Consider the following 15,092-nt stretch of genomic DNA (forward strand, 5'->3'; position numbering starts at 1 on the left):
AACTGCCCACAGGGAGCAGTTGATCAGAATCTTAGTGAATTATTTTCGTTGTTTCTTGGGCTCCGACTGCGTAAGCTCTATCGGGTTGGTGTTGTAGTTGAAGAAATCCTTTGCCATTTTTTCTCTTTCCTTCATAAATTCTGCCACTGTTTTATCCGATCCTGGCATCTTCCTTCCCATCATCTCCGGGGTCATAAATTGGCGGAATTCTGCTAGTGGGTCAGCGCGGAAGGCATTCTCCGCCTGTTCGAATTTTTCTTTGGTGATAATTTTTGGCGTCTGGTCCAGGCCGTATCTTGCGTTTATTTTGTCCGCCTCCGTCTGCTCGGAGTATTTCTCTATTTTTCGGTTACCTTTGAGTTCCCAGGAATAATTTTGTTCAGAATCTTCAATCTTCACAATGAGTCCGGGCAGACCGTAGAATTTATAAGGGCCGTCTGGGAAGGGAATGTCGGGAGTAAACCACGCTGTCCAATTGCGGCCCCTGAACTCGGTAGTGGCTTTTTGTGCATTATATTCCCCTATTTTCTGCCTATCATTTTCCACCTTCCATTCAAATTTTACCGGCTCATCATAGGCGAAAAGATTCCGGCTAATATTGTCCGTGTACCGGATCTGTGTAATGGGGTAATGTTTGGTAATTTTGTAAGTAAACTTCGGCATTGTGAGCATTTTCATGGGATCCTTCCAGGTTTTAGTACGCTCCATTTCTTCCACCGCAGCTACAATTGCGGAGTCCTGCGCAGCAAGTGTATAATCTTTATAGATTGATTTTTCTCCCGTAATGTCCAGCACTGTCATTACTTTCTCCGTACCTTCGGCATCTTTTTTTGGCTTATAATTCAGCTCATAGAAGAATCTTGTAGCCTGCTGAGCATTTACACCAAGCACAATTGTGAGCAAAATTAGCGTGAGGAATCTTTTCATCTTGTCGGATTTTTTGTTTTTAAATAATATAGTCTTGTAGGTTTAAGAAATATTAGTAACTTTACCCCATTCTTTTTCATAGAATTTTTGGGTTAGTAATGAGGAAAATCCTGCGACATTAGTTGCGGGATTTTTCTCTTTTCCGTGGGTGGTACATTTCAATTATGGATTCATTCATTACATCAAAAATCTTCTGTGGCATCTGCTCTTCTAGCAATAGGCGGTGGGCAGCTATCACTGAAAAGTCTCCGCGAATTGCGGGTCCCGTTTGCACCTCTTTTGGATCCATCGTGTAGATTTTCCCCACGGTTTCCGTAATCAGCGGTAGGAAGTTATCAAAAGCTATGCCGTGATTTTCAGCTATTTCCTTTGCACGGGCGAATAGATGATTTACAAAATTGCAGGCGAATACTGCGGCGAGATGGATATACCTGCGCTGAACGGAATCCGCCAAACTGACTTTATCCGAAATCTGCCCGGCAAGCTTAATTAGTAGTTTTTCGTCCTTCTCATTTTCTGCTTCTACGAAGAAGGGTATGTCACGATAGCTGAGTTTTTTTTCCTTGGAAAAGGTCTGCAGCGGGTAAAACACTGCCTTGCGGTAGCCTCCCCGAAGACTTTGCATAGGCACCGAGCCGGAGGTGTGCGCTACCAGGCATTTTTTGTCTTGGATAAATGAAGACACCTCGGCTATTGCATCATCCTTTACGGAAATGATGTAGAGCTCCGCTTCTGGAAGGCTCCCTGTTGCAAACGGAATATCCAGACTGGCAGAGATTTCCCGCAGCGCAGCCTCGTTGCGCCCATATATCCTATCCACATTTATCCCGCTGGTTTTAAAAGCCTTGGCAAGGTGGTAAGCTACATTCCCTGAACCGATAATGCATATCTTCATTTGCGATGTATGAGCATAGGAAAATCTGCTTCCGCTGCCCAGACTTAATGATAAAACAAAATAATGCTATCTAAGAAGCTGATCAAAGGTATTGCCTTGGCGGATATCCCCCGTGTTGTAGCCGCGCATAAACCAGTCTTTCCTCTGGGCAGAGCTGCCGTGCGTAAAACTTTCTTGGCGTACATATCCCTGCGCTCGCCTCTGGATATTGTCATCTCCCACCGCTTCTGCAGCGGAGATCGCCGCTTCGATATCGCCCGGCTCAATGAAGTTCGTGCGGTCGTTAGTTTTCCTAGCCCAAAGCCCTGCAAAAAAATCCGCCTGCAGTTCTGTCGCCACGGAAACGCGGTTCAACTCTCTTTCAGAATATCTGCCGCTTCTGCGCAGGCGTTCCGTTTGATCCAGCGTACCCAGAAGGTTCTGGACATGGTGCCCGTACTCGTGCCCGAGGACATAGGCCACGGTAAATTCAGATACGCGTGCGCCAAACTTACTCTGGAGCTCATTGAAGAAACTCATATCCACATAGATGGTCTGATCATTTGGGCAGTAGAAAGGCCCCATAGCGGACTGCGCCACACCACAGCCGCTGCTTGTTCCATTCTCAAACATTACAATTTTTGCAGGAGTGAATCTCATATTATTTTCCGCGAAAATCTCGTTCCAGGTATTTTGATTGGCCCCCGCTATCATATCCACAAACCTATATACCTGTTTTTCCTCCGGCGTCAGCTCGCGGCTTTCCGTCTGGGGCTGCCCAGAAATGCTTGAGCCGAGGATTGCCGACGGATCCCCGCCAAGAAAGAAGACTATAGCCGCGATAATCAGAGTGCCCAGGCCCCCGCCGATTATCATCCCGCCGCCACCTCTGCCGCGCCTGTCGGAAACATTACCGCCGCTGCTTTCGTTTATCCATCTCATATTCAGAAAATTAGGTCTAAATTTATAAAATTTGAGAATTTATTCACAAATATAATTTATTTGCCAAAACCAATCGGCGACTCTTTCAATCTTACCGCCCGCCTGAATTCCACCATTTGCAGGGCGGTTGCTGCTGCTTCTACGCCCTTGTTGCCCAGCGTGCCGCCGCTTCTGGCGATGCTCTGCTCTTTGGTATCGTCAGTAAGCACACAGAAAATGGCAGGGGTTTCCGTGAGTATATTGCAGTCCTTGATGCCCTGCGCCACCGCCGAACACACATAATCAAAATGGGGCGTCTCCCCCCTTATCACGCAGCCGATGGCGATCACCGCATCAAATTTCCCTGTTTTGCAGAGCTGCATTGCCGCATAGCTGAGCTCAAATGCACCGGGCACTTCAAAGATTTTAATGTTTTCTTTTAAGATTCCTTCTTTTGTAAGAACCCCCACCGCTCCGTCCCGCATCCCGTGCGTTGCGAAGCTGTTCCAGACAGAAAAAACAATGCCGACAGAAATTTCCTCGGCATTGGCGATATTGATCGGCTTGTAATCGGAAAGATTTACGCTTGCCATATTCTAATAATATTTTACCATTTCAATATAGGCATCAGACATACCGTTGTCATAATCCCTGTATTTTTCCTCAATTTTAGAAAAATATTTCTTTGCCGCCTCTTTCTTTTTGGCACTTAGCGAAAGCATCCCTGCCTTTCTTGTAAAATAGCATTCCGTGTAGGGATCGCCGGATGCGGCAATAGCCTTGTCCAAAAGGCTTAGCGCATCTTCCGTTTTGTTCATATTTGCCTTGCAGTCGGCCATTGCGCCATACTTCATCGCCATAAGGATTTTGTTTGAGGATTTAAATTTATCCAGAAGATCATAGGCTTCGCTGAATTTTCCCTCTCTGAACTTTAGGATTCCGGCATTGTACGCTGACAGCTTGCCCGCATCGGTAGCGGAGTAATTTTCATATGTCCCTATAAAGCCAGGGTTGGCAGAGCCCTTCTTCCCAAGGGCAGCTTTTTCATCTCCTTCGTTCAGGGCTTTTTGCGCTCTCAGGAAAGCCAGGGCCGCCTCATCATTCTTAGGAACGATGACATACTGGTAATAGGCGAAATACCCGATGGCTAGCAGCACAAGCGCACCAATGACTGCGGCAAAAGTTTTTGCGTGTTTTTCAAAAAATTTCTCTGTTTGCAGCGCGTCCCTGTCGAGTTCTTTAAAAAACTCAACCGTTTCTTTGCCCTCTTTTTCTTTTATATCTTCTTTTTTAGCCATATTTTGTAAATGTTTGCAAATGTAAGCAATCGCGGTGAGATTTTTCAGTAATGAAGAATGCTGTAGATTTCTGCCTCGAACCTTTTCAGTTTTTCATTTCCTTTTAAATCATCCAGCTCGATAAGGAAGCTGAACTGCGAGACTACGGCAGACTGTTTTTCTACAAGCATAGCCGCAGCCTCCGTTGTGCCGCCTGTGGCGAGTAGATCGTCGTGGATGAGGACGCGCTGCCCCGGTTTTAGTTGATTTTCCCGCATTTCAATTTCGCTGCTACCGTATTCCAAGTCGTAGACCTGCGATACTACGGGAGGCGGGAGTTTTCCCTTCTTCCTGATGAGGATAAACGGAACCTCTAGTGCCACGGCGATGGCGATGCCGAAGAGGTAGCCGCGGCTTTCGATGCCGCATACCACATCTATTTTCCCTCTGCTGAAGTCTGCAAAGCTTTTGATGACTTCTTCGTACAGTGGTGTATCCAGAAATATTGGCGTGATATCGCGGAACATCACCCCCGCTTTGGGAAAGTCAGGGATAGTTTCTATGCTTTCCGCGAGTCTGTTGCGGAGAACTTTATCTGTCATTTAATTGATTTTGTAGCTTGAGATTTTCCAGTTTCCATTTACATTCTTCAGCCCGAAGGTTACCTTGAGAGGAGTTGTATTTCCCTCCTTGTCGGTAGCCTCGTAGCTGGCATTTACGGTTGCCGCATTACCGCTTACCGTGGGCTTCCCGATGCTTTTTATAGAAATATTTTTCACCCCTCCGAAGCCTGATGCAGGGTTGGCAAAGGCTTCATAGGAACTCCACGCAGGGTTGTCGGCATTTCCGTACGCACCTCTGAAATTCTGATCATTGAGATTTTTCAAGAATGCCTCTACAGTACTTCTCGGGTCTCCTGCCGGATTTGTGTTTCCCTGCTGCCGGAGGGATTCCTCGGCATCGTTTGCCGGCCTGTTTTCTTCAACCTGCTCCGCCAGCCTTTCATCTTTTTTTACTGTAGCGGAATCAGCATTCGCTGGCGGAGTTGCCTTTAGTGCCGCAGAGTTTACAGGAACACCGGTTTTCAGCATACGGAAGGTTTTTTTGGTAGTTTTTACGGAAATTGTGATGTCAATGGCATTATCTAAAACTTTTGAAGCAGGAATTCTGTCTAGCCGAACATTAAAGCCCTGAAAGTCACTGTCCTGCATAAGGCTTTTCATCGTGAGAAGCCTGCTGCCGCCACTGCTGACTTCCATCTCTGCCTCCAGTGCGGCCCCAGTAAATTTAATAGGATTTCCTCCGCTGTCCATAAGTCTGGGGATAATTTGATATGCTTTTGGCCCTACACCGGATTCTATGGAAAGTGGCTCTACCTCAATGCTGAGATCCGCTGCCTTGATATCATTAGGATCGTACTGAGCCGGCGCCTCATTTCCAAAAATATTCATAGAGCCAAGAGATGGCGGCCCGTCGCTACTCCAAGTAATATTGTGGGATGCTGCGACCTGATCTGCCATCGCAAAGATTTCTTTTACACTTTTGCCGTCGAGCATTTTTGCTAAGCTGCTCAGTTGCTCCTGATCGTTTTTCCCATCTGTTCCGAAAGTTTTCAGGATGTAAAGAGCCTCGTTAAACTTAGTTTGCTGCAATGTATTCAGTGAGGAAGACATATCATTTATACTCGCTTGAAAAGCCTGCGGCGTGGTCCCATCCACATTATCTTTCTTGCAGGACAGAAGAAATACAAATGCGGCTGCTAAGAATAGGTTGAACTTTAGTTTCATACTAAAATATTTTGTGCTAAAATAAAAAAACCCGGCAAGAAATGCCGGGAATTATTTCTATAGTTTAATCAGAAAGGGTATTCATAGATGATAGACTCGTGAAGGTATGGGTTTCCTGTAGGGATTAGCTTCAGTTTTGCAAGCCCATTCATCACCACGAAAATAAAAGCGCCCGTGAATAAAAGTATAGACCCGAAAACCATAAGGATCATAGCTGGATCCCGCCAGTATGGCCCCACCGTCCCCGGCATCACCATATTGAAGAAGTCAACAATGTGTCCAATGATTACAATAACTGCCATAGCGCCTACCACTGCGTAATTTCTCTTAATGCTGGAAGAAACCATTACCATCAGAGGGATTAAGAAATTAATGATGAGCATCGGCAGGTAGGTTACTCCATAGTAATCAAATCGCCCTTTGAAATAGTTTACCTCCTCCGGAATATCGGCATACCAGTAAAGCATAAACTGAGCAAACCAGGTATAAGCCCAAAGCATGGATGTTGCAAACAGATATTTAGCCATATCATGCAGGTGGTTGTCGTTAAATTCAGGCAGGGCGCCGGTTTTCTTTAGATAAATACAAAGCAGCGTGATTACCGCCATACAGGTTGCAAGATTGCTTACCATGGCGTTCCAGATGTACATGGTAGAATACCAGTGTGGATCGATGGTCATCAGCCAGTCCCAGCCCCAGGCTGCGGAGCAAAAACCGAAAAACACGATATATCCTACTGACCATCTGTAAAGATTCTGATATTCTACTGCAGACTTGGTTTCATCAACTAGTTTGGATTGCTTCCTTAGTTTCCAGGCAAAGAAACTTGCCCCCAGCACATAGATCAGATTCCTGATAATATAGCCTGGAATATTCAGAAACTTGCTTTTTTCATAAATAAGCTCATCAAAATGGTCGCTTTCAGGGTTTACAAGTTCAGGATCCATCCAGTGGAAAAGATGACCGATGTGAGTCACATTCAGTGCCATTATAATCAGCAGCACAGCGCCTGCCACAGGGATAAAATATGAAACGGCCTCCATTACCCTAGTAATGATGATAGACCAGCCAGCGTGTGCCGCATGCTGAATGCAATAAAAAAAGAGTACGCAGCACGCAGTACCAAAGGCAAATACCGCCATAAAATGCAGCGACGCCAAAGGTTGATTACCTACCTGGGTTTTTGCATGCTCCAGGTGTGCTGCGTGATCCTGTGGCCCCGTCATCTCGCTTGAGTGTGTTGGCGCCGTATGCCCAGACTGATGTACGGCTTCCATCATATGTTCAATATGGCCTGCATCATAGCTCCGGTTAATGAAAAACCCAATCAAAAAAAGTAGCAATCCAGCTGCAAGAGTGATTAGGGAGATAGATTTTAATTTAGGTGAAAACTTATACATTACCGAAATTATTTTAAATCATTAGTAGTATTAGCGGTTGCGTCTGCCTCTGCCTGATTGTTATTATCTTCTGGAGCCCCTCCAGGCTGAGCTGTATTTCCAGCTTTAAAGGCACTCATTACATACATAGCAACTCTCCACCTGTCTCCGGGAGTAAGCTGCCCGGCGTAGGATCCCATAGCGTTGCGGCCATGAGTGAGAACATAATGAACGGAGCCTACTGTAAGCTCTCGATCTGCATAATTGGGAACTCCGGAATATGCTCCGCTCTGTACGATTGGCCCCTGCCCGTCGCCAGCTGACCCGTGGCAAGCCGCGCAAGTATATTCGTACATTTTCTTCCCTCGTTCTATATCCTTTTCCTTATTGCCATCAAACAAAGGAGAAGCAGTTATTGATTTCGATGCTTCGTAGCCTGCATTATATTCATCTGGGTTGGATGGCAGCTTATCTTCAGCGAGAATTCCATCCGCGTTCCTGGAAACGGTTCCCGCAACTGCTTTCAGCGCAGTGGCTCCTTCTTGAGCGATGAAAGCGGGGATTTCGTTTTCATGTTTGGAATAAGGGTCTTCTGCTTTTTGCAGCGGATCATAGGCGACAGGGTAGTACATATCAGGAAAGTACTGCAGTGGCGGTTTCGAACTGTCGCTGCAGGATGTAAGTACCAACGCTCCTAAAGCTATTGAAAACGGTATATTCAGAAAATTAAGTTTCATCTTAAGCGTCTTTTACAGTTATTTCTTCAGCACCGGTTTCTACGAGTATCTGTTTGATTTTTTCGACATCTCCTCCAACGAACTCTACAAGGAACTTATCATCGGTAGTCCTCGGATCAGGGTTTTGAGCCGGCGCTAGTGGGTACATTCTATTTCTGATGAAAAATGTCCAACACATCATGTGGGCAGAGCAGAAAACCATAAGCTCGAACATGGGAACAACGAATGCCGGCATATTGTGTGCCCAGTCGAAAGCCGGCTTACCGCCGATGTTCTGCGGCCAGTCGTGGTTCATTGTATACCAAGTTACCAACCCTCCTATCAGCAAGCCATATATGGCGTAAAGGAAAGCAGCGTCGGAAATCCTAGTCTTACGAAGACCCAATGCTTTATCCAGCCCGTGTACCGGAAAAGGTGTATAAACTTCATTGATCGCGATGCCCTTTTCGTTGCAAGCTTTTATGCCCTGCATCATTTCATCATCGTCTGCGTAAAGTCCGTAGATTATTTTATTAGTGTTCATGGTGCTCATCTCCTTCTTTAGCTTTATAGGTTTCACCAGATATTTTAAGTATGGATTTTAGCTCAGCCTGCGCAATCACGGGGAATGTTCTTGCATAGAGCAGGAATAGGACTGAGAAGAACCCTATGGTTCCCAGATATACGCCCACATCAATGATTGTCGGCTTAAACATTGTCCAGGAACTTGGTAGATAATCTCTGGAAAGATTGATTACAATAATGTCGAAACGCTCGAACCACATACCGATATTAATTACCAAGGCAATCAGGTAGGTCGCAATAATGTTGGTTCTCACCTTTTTAAACCAGAACAATGCCGGGATTATAAGGTTGCAGATTATCAGTGCCCAGAAAGCCCACCAGTAAGGTCCAGTAGCTGCACCCGGGGAAAGGTAAGTGAAATCTTCAAACCTTGAGCCGGAATACCACGCAATGAAATATTCCACTGCATACGCAACAGTAACCATGCCTCCGGTAACGATAATTACAATGTTCATAATTTCGATGTGATACATTGTGATGTAATCTTCAAGGTGGCAAACTTTCCTGGCAACCAGCAGCAGCGTCTGTACCATTGCAAATCCTGAGAAAATAGCACCGGCAACGAAATATGGTGGGTAGATGGTAGAGTGCCATCCTTTAATTACAGATGTCGCAAAGTCAAATGATACGGTGGTGTGTACCGAGAATACCAGCGGTGTTGCAAGGCCCGCAAGCACAAGTGACACCTCTTCAAATCTTTGCCAATGTTTAGCTTTTCCTCCCCACCCGAAAGCCAGGAAGGTATAGATTTTCTTGGTGAAAGGTGTCTTAGCCCTGTCGCGGATCATAGCAAAATCCGGGATAAGCCCTACAAACCAGAATACTGAAGATACTGAGAAGTAGGTAGAAATAGCGAATACGTCCCAGAGTAGCGGCGAGTTAAAGTTAGTCCAAAGGGAGCCAAACTGGTTTGGCACCGGGAATACCCAATCCCCAAGCCAAAGCCTACCCATGTGGATTAGCGGGAAGATTGCTGCCTGGACTACTGCAAAAATCGTCATTGCCTCTGCAGAACGGTTTACGGACATCCTCCATCTCTGCCTGAAGAGCAGGAGTACGGCAGAAATCAGCGTTCCGGCGTGGCCGATACCCACCCACCATACGAAGTTAGTAATATCCCAACCCCAGTTTACTGTCCTGTTCAGGCCCCAGGAGCCGATACCTGTGCCCACTGTATAGGCTATGCAGCCAAAGCCATAGATGAACAAAATCAGCGCGAGCGTCATTGAGATCCACCAAAGTTTGCCGGCCCTCTCCTCTATTGGCCTGGCAATATCCTCAGTGATGTCGTGATAAGTCTTATGACCAAGAATTAACGGTTCCCTAATCGGTGCTTCGTAATGTGACATTTCTAAGCTCTTAATTGTTTAAACATTATTTTCTTCCCTTCTGTTTCTTACCTTGGTATGATAGAAGACATTTGGCCTTGTGCCGATTTCCTCCAGCAGGTGGTACCTTCTGTCGCTCTTATAGAGCTGGCGTACAAGAGATTCTTTATCATTCATATCTCCAAACTTCATAGCCCCGGATGGACACGCCGTGGCGCAAGCTACGGAATTCTGGAATTCGCTGTCCGCGACTCTTCTGACTTCCTTCTTGGCTTCAAGAATTGTAAGCTGTGTCTTCTGGATGCACATGGAGCATTTCTCCATTACCCCCCTGGTCCTTACTACCACATCCGGGTTCAACACCATACGGCCAAGGTCGTTATTCATGTTATAATCGAACTTATCATTCAGATTGTAAGTAAACCAGTTGAATCTGCGGACTTTATATGGGCAGTTGTTAGCACAGTAGCGAGTACCGATACATCTGTTGTAAGCCATCTGGTTCTGCCCCTGCTTACCGTGTGAAGTTGCCGCCACAGGACAAACGGTTTCGCAAGGCGCATGGTTACAATGCTGACACATTACGGGCTGGAATATCACATCAGGATTATCCGCCGGATGGTTCAGTACGCCAGCCTCTTTGCTGAAGGCGTTCCCATACATATCAGGAACATTCATACCTTTGTCAAGTGCGTCTTTCACATTAAGTTTTTCGCTGGAGGAATAATATCTGTCTATCCGCAGCCAATACATATCGCGGGACATACGCACCTCATCCTTTCCTACTACAGGTGTATTATTCTCTGCCTGGCAGGCAATCACGCAGGCTCCGCAACCGGTACAGGCATTGAGATCTACAGAAAGGTTAAAATGCGGACCGTCCGTATCATCCCACGCATCCCAAAGATCAATTTTATCAGCCGGAGCCGCACTAGTAAGTGTATGATACTCTATTGGCTTATTCCAGCCTTTCTTAGGATCATCGTATTTGATATTGATGAAATCATCTAGGGAAACTTCCTTGGCAATATCATATCTTCCCATCAGGGTATTCTGCAGCTGCATCCCGGCAAATTTATGTTTCCCGCTGGCTTTTTCAATTTTTACATTTGAAACTGCAAGATTAGAACCGTCGAAAAGCGGGTAAGCATTTATCCCTGTCTCGGCAACTTTTCCTGCGCCCACCTGACCATAGCCAAGGGCAAGACCTACGGATCCATCTGCCTGGCCCGGCTGTATAAATACCGGCACATCTTTCAGCGTAATGCCGTTTGCGGTAATGTTCACCCTGGATCCATCGAGCTGCATCCTACCGTTCAGCGTATTTTCAAGTCCTAAGCGCTCGGCATCTTTAGGAGATACCGTTAAATAATTATCCCAGGACATCCTTGTAATAGGATCTGGCAACTCCTGAAGCCAAGGGTTATTGGCCTGAGTACCGTCTCCCACGCCCGTTTTGGTGTAAAGCATGAGTTCCAGCTCAGATGGGCGGAAAGCGCTCAGCTCGGAAATCGCCTGTGCTGCATTCCCTCCGGTATAGCTTAGCCCTGCGGCAGCAAGCTGACCATTGTAGCCATCGTACAATGCTTTGTTGAAAGATTTGCCACCTAAATATTGAGCCGAATTTGCTTTGAGATAATCGTAATAATTATTCGCCGGATTATTTTTTCCGTTTATCCAAACCAGAAGGGATTCCTCTATCTGCCTGGATTTGAAAATTTTCTGAATCGTAGGCTGAATAAGGCTATACACGCCGCTCGCAGGCTGAAGGTCGCCCCAGGATTCCAACCAGTGCGCTGCTGGTATTATTGCTTTGGCAGTTGCTGCTGTTTCGTTTTTCTTATCCGCAACGGCGAGTGTGTACGGCACTCTTGCAACCGCATCTTTAAATGTACGGCCTTTGGCAGCAGTATATACCGGATTAATATTATTTGTAATAAGAACCCCGACCTGACCTGACTGCAGCCAAGTTAAAAATTCTTCGTAGCGCGCACCGTCAAATTCCTTAAGATAATTTGCAGCTCCGGTAAAAGCAGCTGACCCAAGTCTCTGATTGATAAGGTGAGAAAGTACAATAGCCGCCTTCGAGCCGTCTGCGAAAACTACTGCCCTACTGCCCTTAGCCTGTAGTTCTTTGGCAATGGCTGCTGCATTTTTGTCGGAAGTTCCGCCGCCAGAGATCGCATTGTAAACTTCCACCAGCGTCCTATATACTGCGGATGGCTTCAGTCTGTAGCGGGTATCAGCATTTGCTCCGGTGAGTGACAGGTTGGACTCAACCTGAATATGTCTAAGCATACCGGCGCCTGGCTGTCGTGCCTCCGCATAAGATTTTGATAACGACTGACCGTTGAAATCTTCCAGGAAATTTGCACCGAAAGACACTACCAGTTCAGCGTTTTTCAGATCATAAACCGGGAGTGCCCTTCTGCCGAAAACTTCCTGTGCCGCATCAAGGTTTGCAGCATACGACACGGGATCGTAAGTTACAAGCTCTGCATTAGGATATTTGGTTTTAAAATCTGCGAAAAGTTTTTTAAATGTAGGGGAAGGGAATGATCTTGAAACGAGAACAATCCTCTTTCCTGATGCCTGAGCCTCAGCAAGGCCTTTAAGCATATAATCATCTACTGCATCAAAGGTTGCATCTTTCCCGTTTAATTTTGGCTGTTTCAGCTTATCATTATCATATAGGGAGAGCACGCTTGCCTGAACGCGGGCATTAGTAGTTCCCCACTCCCCAGCTGCAGGATTTGCTTCAATTTTAATTGGCCTGCCCTCGCGAGTTTTTACAAGAACGCTGGCAAAATCGTAACCATCAAAATGCGTTGATGCGTAGTAATTCGGAATCCCTGGAATAATGTCGTGAGACTTTACAACATACGGAATTGTTTTTATTACCGGAGACTCGCAGGCAGCTAATGAAACTGCCGCAGTTGAGAATCCTAAAAGTTTCAGAAAGTCTCTTCTGGAAGTAGCGGAAGTGCTGAGCTTTTCATCAGCCAAAAACTCATCTACCGGAATCTCGTTCTGAAACTCCTTCTGAGCCAGCTTCGCATTCAGCTCAGGATCCTTTAGCTCGTGAATACTTCTGAAGTGTATTTTGTTGGAAGCCATTTATACTTCTGATTTTTATATAAGATTAATAGTGACATTTACCACACTCAAGTCCGCCGATGGCATCAACGGTGATTTTGCCGCCATCTTTAGGATACTGCTTCTTAAGCTTTTCGTGCAGTTTTGAGAAATACGCCTGGTTGTAGCCGTTGTTCATATCCACCTCTGTAGTTCGGTGGCATTCTATACACCAACCCATTGTAAAGTCGTTCGCCATCTGCACCACATTCATCGTGTCAATTTTTCCGTGGCAAGCTTTGCAGACAATATCTATCTGGTTATTAGGATTTTTCTTGTTAAACCCATCAATGATTGCCTTCTCTCCTGCCACCACATGCTGCGCGTGGTTGAAATATACAAAATCCTGCATATTGTGGATTCTCACCCACTGTACCGGCTTGGCTTTACCTGTGTAAGACTGAGTTGCAGGGTCCCACCCGGCATGTTCGTAAATCTTTTGAATTTCCGCATCGTAGAACGCCTTGTCCTTGCCGGGCTCCATATATTTACCGTTATATTCAGAAATATTTCTGTGGCAGTTCATACATACATTCAGGGAAGGAATCTCGGAAACCTTGCCATACTTCGCACCGGAGTGGCAAAGCTGGCAGTCTATTTTATTCTCACCAGCGTGAATCTTGTGCGAGAAATATATCGGCTGTTCAGGCTTATAGCCCTTATAAACACCTATCCACATAAGGGAATTCCAGATTCCGTAAAGCGCGAGCAGCGCAAGAAGACCGAGAAGCCCCTTAAAGACTGGGTTATACTTCTCATATATTTCCCCGAAATTCCTCACTCTGCCTTCCTGCAGCACATCCAGCGTCTCATCTCTTTGCAATTTCACCAACTCTCGGAGCCTTATAAGCAGCCAGAGAAGTAGCCCGGCAATTACAAATAATGAAACCATTACGATGCGTGAGTTCACACTATTCTTCTGTGCATCCTCTATGGCTTTCAGGGAGTTTGCATTCTCTTTTTCCCCGCCTGCAGCAGCCTCTTCTTTAGCCGGCGGGTTGGCAGTATAGGCCAGGATGTCATCAATATCCTGCTCCGATAAATTCGGGAACAGCTGCATCTCGGATTTGTTATACTTCTCATAAACCTCATTGGCATATTTATCGCCGGATTCACGAAGCGCCTTATTATCCTTGATCCACTTATGCAGCCAGTCCCTGTCCACACCGGCTTCCGATTGCAGCCTCTCCTCCACCTTCTCCAAAGCAGGGCCTACCAGCTGCTTATCTAAAGCGTGGCAAGCCGTACAGTTTGTCTTAAAGAGCTGCTCACCTTTTTTTGGATCGCCTTCCTGGGCGTGCAGCGGTGCACCTGCCGAAAGCAGCATCCCGAGAGCTACGAGGGCACTTTTGTAATGCTTTCTCCAACTTATCATCTAGAATAGTCTTGTGTTAAAAATAAACGAGTACACATTCAATTCCGCAAAAGTAAGGTATTTATGATCTTTTAACAATGCAATCCCGACTGCAATTTATCAACTCATTATAATTTATACAAATTCTAAATAAGACACCACTCCATAATTTCGAATTATATTATTTTTGCCCAAATTTTTACAATGAAGTTTATCTACCGATTCTGCATCCTCGCAGTTCTTTTTTCAGCAATCCCCTCCAGCGCGCAGCTCGTGGTTCAGAAAGACACCATCGCCGGCACCCCGCTTACTATCTTAATGGATGCCGAGGTGAGCAAAACCCTGGAAAGTATGGAAAACACTTGCGCTACTTCGAAATCAAGCTCCAGAAACACTGGGAGAAACGAGGCCTACGGAACCTACAGCCCGCCGGCGCCTGCGGTACGCCGAGTAGCAAACCGCGAGCTTACCAATGCGGAAATCTGCCAGCAGAACCCTCGTATACTCGGTTATAAAATACAGGCAGCGGTGGTGAAAAGTAACGATGAGGCAAATAAAATAAAAGCAGATATACGGCGACAGTTCCCCAGCCTGAAAGTGGAAGTAGATGCCTCCCTGCGGCCAAATTACAAGATTCTCGTGGGCAGCTACTTTACAAAGCAGAGCGCCTCATCTGATCTCAGCAGAATACGCAAAGCCTATCCCGGCGCCATCGCCGTGCAGTACCGTATTTTCTGCGTGGAAGCGAAATGATGTAGGTTGGGATCGAGGCTGACGATCAGCTTGAGGTTAAGCCAAAACAGCAACTG

General features: G+C 46.1%; 14 protein-coding genes. 1 reads left to right on the forward strand and 13 read right to left on the reverse strand.

Annotated features, from left to right (window positions below):
* Positions 1-39 precede the first annotated feature (39 nt).
* The 13 genes from BUB43_RS07765 to BUB43_RS07825 form a co-directional block, all read right to left on the reverse strand.
* Positions 40-927 (reverse strand): GLPGLI family protein, encoded by an 888-nt coding sequence (locus BUB43_RS07765; RefSeq protein WP_073179905.1) that lies wholly within the window; start codon positions 925-927, stop codon positions 40-42.
* A gap of 118 nt (positions 928-1,045) precedes the next feature.
* A complete protein-coding gene (locus BUB43_RS07770) occupies positions 1,046-1,822 on the reverse strand; it encodes a Rossmann-like and DUF2520 domain-containing protein (protein WP_073179906.1) in 777 nt (258 codons plus the stop codon).
* 66 nt (positions 1,823-1,888) lie between these two features.
* Positions 1,889-2,743, reverse strand: coding sequence for a KPN_02809 family neutral zinc metallopeptidase (gene ypfJ, locus BUB43_RS07775; protein WP_073179908.1), 855 nt, complete (start codon positions 2,741-2,743; stop codon positions 1,889-1,891).
* Positions 2,744-2,799: 56 nt separating this feature from the next.
* Complete coding sequence (gene ribH, locus BUB43_RS07780; protein WP_073179910.1) at positions 2,800-3,315, reverse strand: 6,7-dimethyl-8-ribityllumazine synthase; 516 nt, start codon at positions 3,313-3,315, stop codon at positions 2,800-2,802.
* A 3-nt stretch (positions 3,316-3,318) separates the two neighbouring features.
* Positions 3,319-4,020, reverse strand: coding sequence for a YfgM family protein (locus BUB43_RS07785; protein WP_073179912.1), 702 nt, complete (start codon positions 4,018-4,020; stop codon positions 3,319-3,321).
* Positions 4,021-4,064: 44 nt separating this feature from the next.
* Positions 4,065-4,601, reverse strand: a complete 537-nt coding sequence (locus BUB43_RS07790; RefSeq protein WP_073179914.1) for an adenine phosphoribosyltransferase — start codon at positions 4,599-4,601, stop codon at positions 4,065-4,067.
* Positions 4,602-5,786 (reverse strand): NTF2-like N-terminal transpeptidase, encoded by a 1,185-nt coding sequence (locus BUB43_RS07795; protein ID WP_073179916.1) that lies wholly within the window; start codon positions 5,784-5,786, stop codon positions 4,602-4,604.
* Between the two features lie 68 nt (positions 5,787-5,854).
* Positions 5,855-7,186, reverse strand: coding sequence for a quinol:cytochrome C oxidoreductase (locus tag BUB43_RS07800; protein ID WP_073179917.1), 1,332 nt, complete (start codon positions 7,184-7,186; stop codon positions 5,855-5,857).
* Between the two features lie 8 nt (positions 7,187-7,194).
* The gene (locus BUB43_RS07805; RefSeq protein ID WP_073179920.1) at positions 7,195-7,902 is read right to left on the reverse strand and encodes a c-type cytochrome; all 708 of its coding nucleotides are present in this window, start codon (positions 7,900-7,902) and stop codon (positions 7,195-7,197) included.
* A gap of 1 nt (position 7,903) precedes the next feature.
* Positions 7,904-8,425, reverse strand: a complete 522-nt coding sequence (locus BUB43_RS07810; protein ID WP_073180090.1) for a DUF3341 domain-containing protein — start codon at positions 8,423-8,425, stop codon at positions 7,904-7,906.
* Positions 8,415-9,815, reverse strand: a complete 1,401-nt coding sequence (gene nrfD, locus BUB43_RS07815; protein WP_073179922.1) for an NrfD/PsrC family molybdoenzyme membrane anchor subunit — start codon at positions 9,813-9,815, stop codon at positions 8,415-8,417. The genes BUB43_RS07810 and nrfD overlap by 11 nt, the downstream gene beginning before the upstream one ends.
* Positions 9,816-9,833: 18 nt before the next feature.
* Entirely contained in the window at positions 9,834-12,911 is a 3,078-nt protein-coding gene (locus tag BUB43_RS07820) for a TAT-variant-translocated molybdopterin oxidoreductase (protein ID WP_073179923.1), read from the reverse strand.
* A gap of 25 nt (positions 12,912-12,936) precedes the next feature.
* Entirely contained in the window at positions 12,937-14,304 is a 1,368-nt protein-coding gene (locus tag BUB43_RS07825) for a c-type cytochrome (RefSeq protein WP_073179925.1), read from the reverse strand.
* Positions 14,305-14,487: 183 nt separating this feature from the next.
* On the opposite strand from BUB43_RS07825, the gene BUB43_RS07830 reads away from it, so the two are divergent.
* Positions 14,488-15,036, forward strand: coding sequence for an SPOR domain-containing protein (locus BUB43_RS07830; protein ID WP_073179927.1), 549 nt, complete (start codon positions 14,488-14,490; stop codon positions 15,034-15,036).
* Positions 15,037-15,092: the final 56 nt, after the last annotated feature.

Source organism: Cruoricaptor ignavus (assembly GCF_900141665.1).
Lineage (GTDB): Bacteria > Bacteroidota > Bacteroidia > Flavobacteriales > Weeksellaceae > Cruoricaptor > Cruoricaptor ignavus.

Bases quoted from the DNA above. Each gene is read 5' to 3' on its own strand.
- BUB43_RS07765 (WP_073179905.1), bottom strand. From the start codon at position 927: ATGAAAAGATTCCTCACGCTAATTTTGCTCACAATTGTGCTTGGTGTA.
- BUB43_RS07770 (WP_073179906.1), bottom strand. From the start codon at position 1,822: ATGAAGATATGCATTATCGGTTCAGGGAATGTAGCTTACCACCTTGCC.
- ypfJ (WP_073179908.1), bottom strand. From the start codon at position 2,743: ATGAGATGGATAAACGAAAGCAGCGGCGGTAATGTTTCCGACAGGCGC.
- ribH (WP_073179910.1), bottom strand. From the start codon at position 3,315: ATGGCAAGCGTAAATCTTTCCGATTACAAGCCGATCAATATCGCCAAT.
- BUB43_RS07785 (WP_073179912.1), bottom strand. From the start codon at position 4,020: ATGGCTAAAAAAGAAGATATAAAAGAAAAAGAGGGCAAAGAAACGGTT.
- BUB43_RS07790 (WP_073179914.1), bottom strand. From the start codon at position 4,601: ATGACAGATAAAGTTCTCCGCAACAGACTCGCGGAAAGCATAGAAACT.
- BUB43_RS07795 (WP_073179916.1), bottom strand. From the start codon at position 5,786: ATGAAACTAAAGTTCAACCTATTCTTAGCAGCCGCATTTGTATTTCTT.
- BUB43_RS07800 (WP_073179917.1), bottom strand. From the start codon at position 7,186: ATGTATAAGTTTTCACCTAAATTAAAATCTATCTCCCTAATCACTCTT.
- BUB43_RS07805 (WP_073179920.1), bottom strand. From the start codon at position 7,902: ATGAAACTTAATTTTCTGAATATACCGTTTTCAATAGCTTTAGGAGCG.
- BUB43_RS07810 (WP_073180090.1), bottom strand. From the start codon at position 8,425: ATGAACACTAATAAAATAATCTACGGACTTTACGCAGACGATGATGAA.
- nrfD (WP_073179922.1), bottom strand. From the start codon at position 9,815: ATGTCACATTACGAAGCACCGATTAGGGAACCGTTAATTCTTGGTCAT.
- BUB43_RS07820 (WP_073179923.1), bottom strand. From the start codon at position 12,911: ATGGCTTCCAACAAAATACACTTCAGAAGTATTCACGAGCTAAAGGAT.
- BUB43_RS07825 (WP_073179925.1), bottom strand. From the start codon at position 14,304: ATGATAAGTTGGAGAAAGCATTACAAAAGTGCCCTCGTAGCTCTCGGG.
- BUB43_RS07830 (WP_073179927.1), top strand. From the start codon at position 14,488: ATGAAGTTTATCTACCGATTCTGCATCCTCGCAGTTCTTTTTTCAGCA.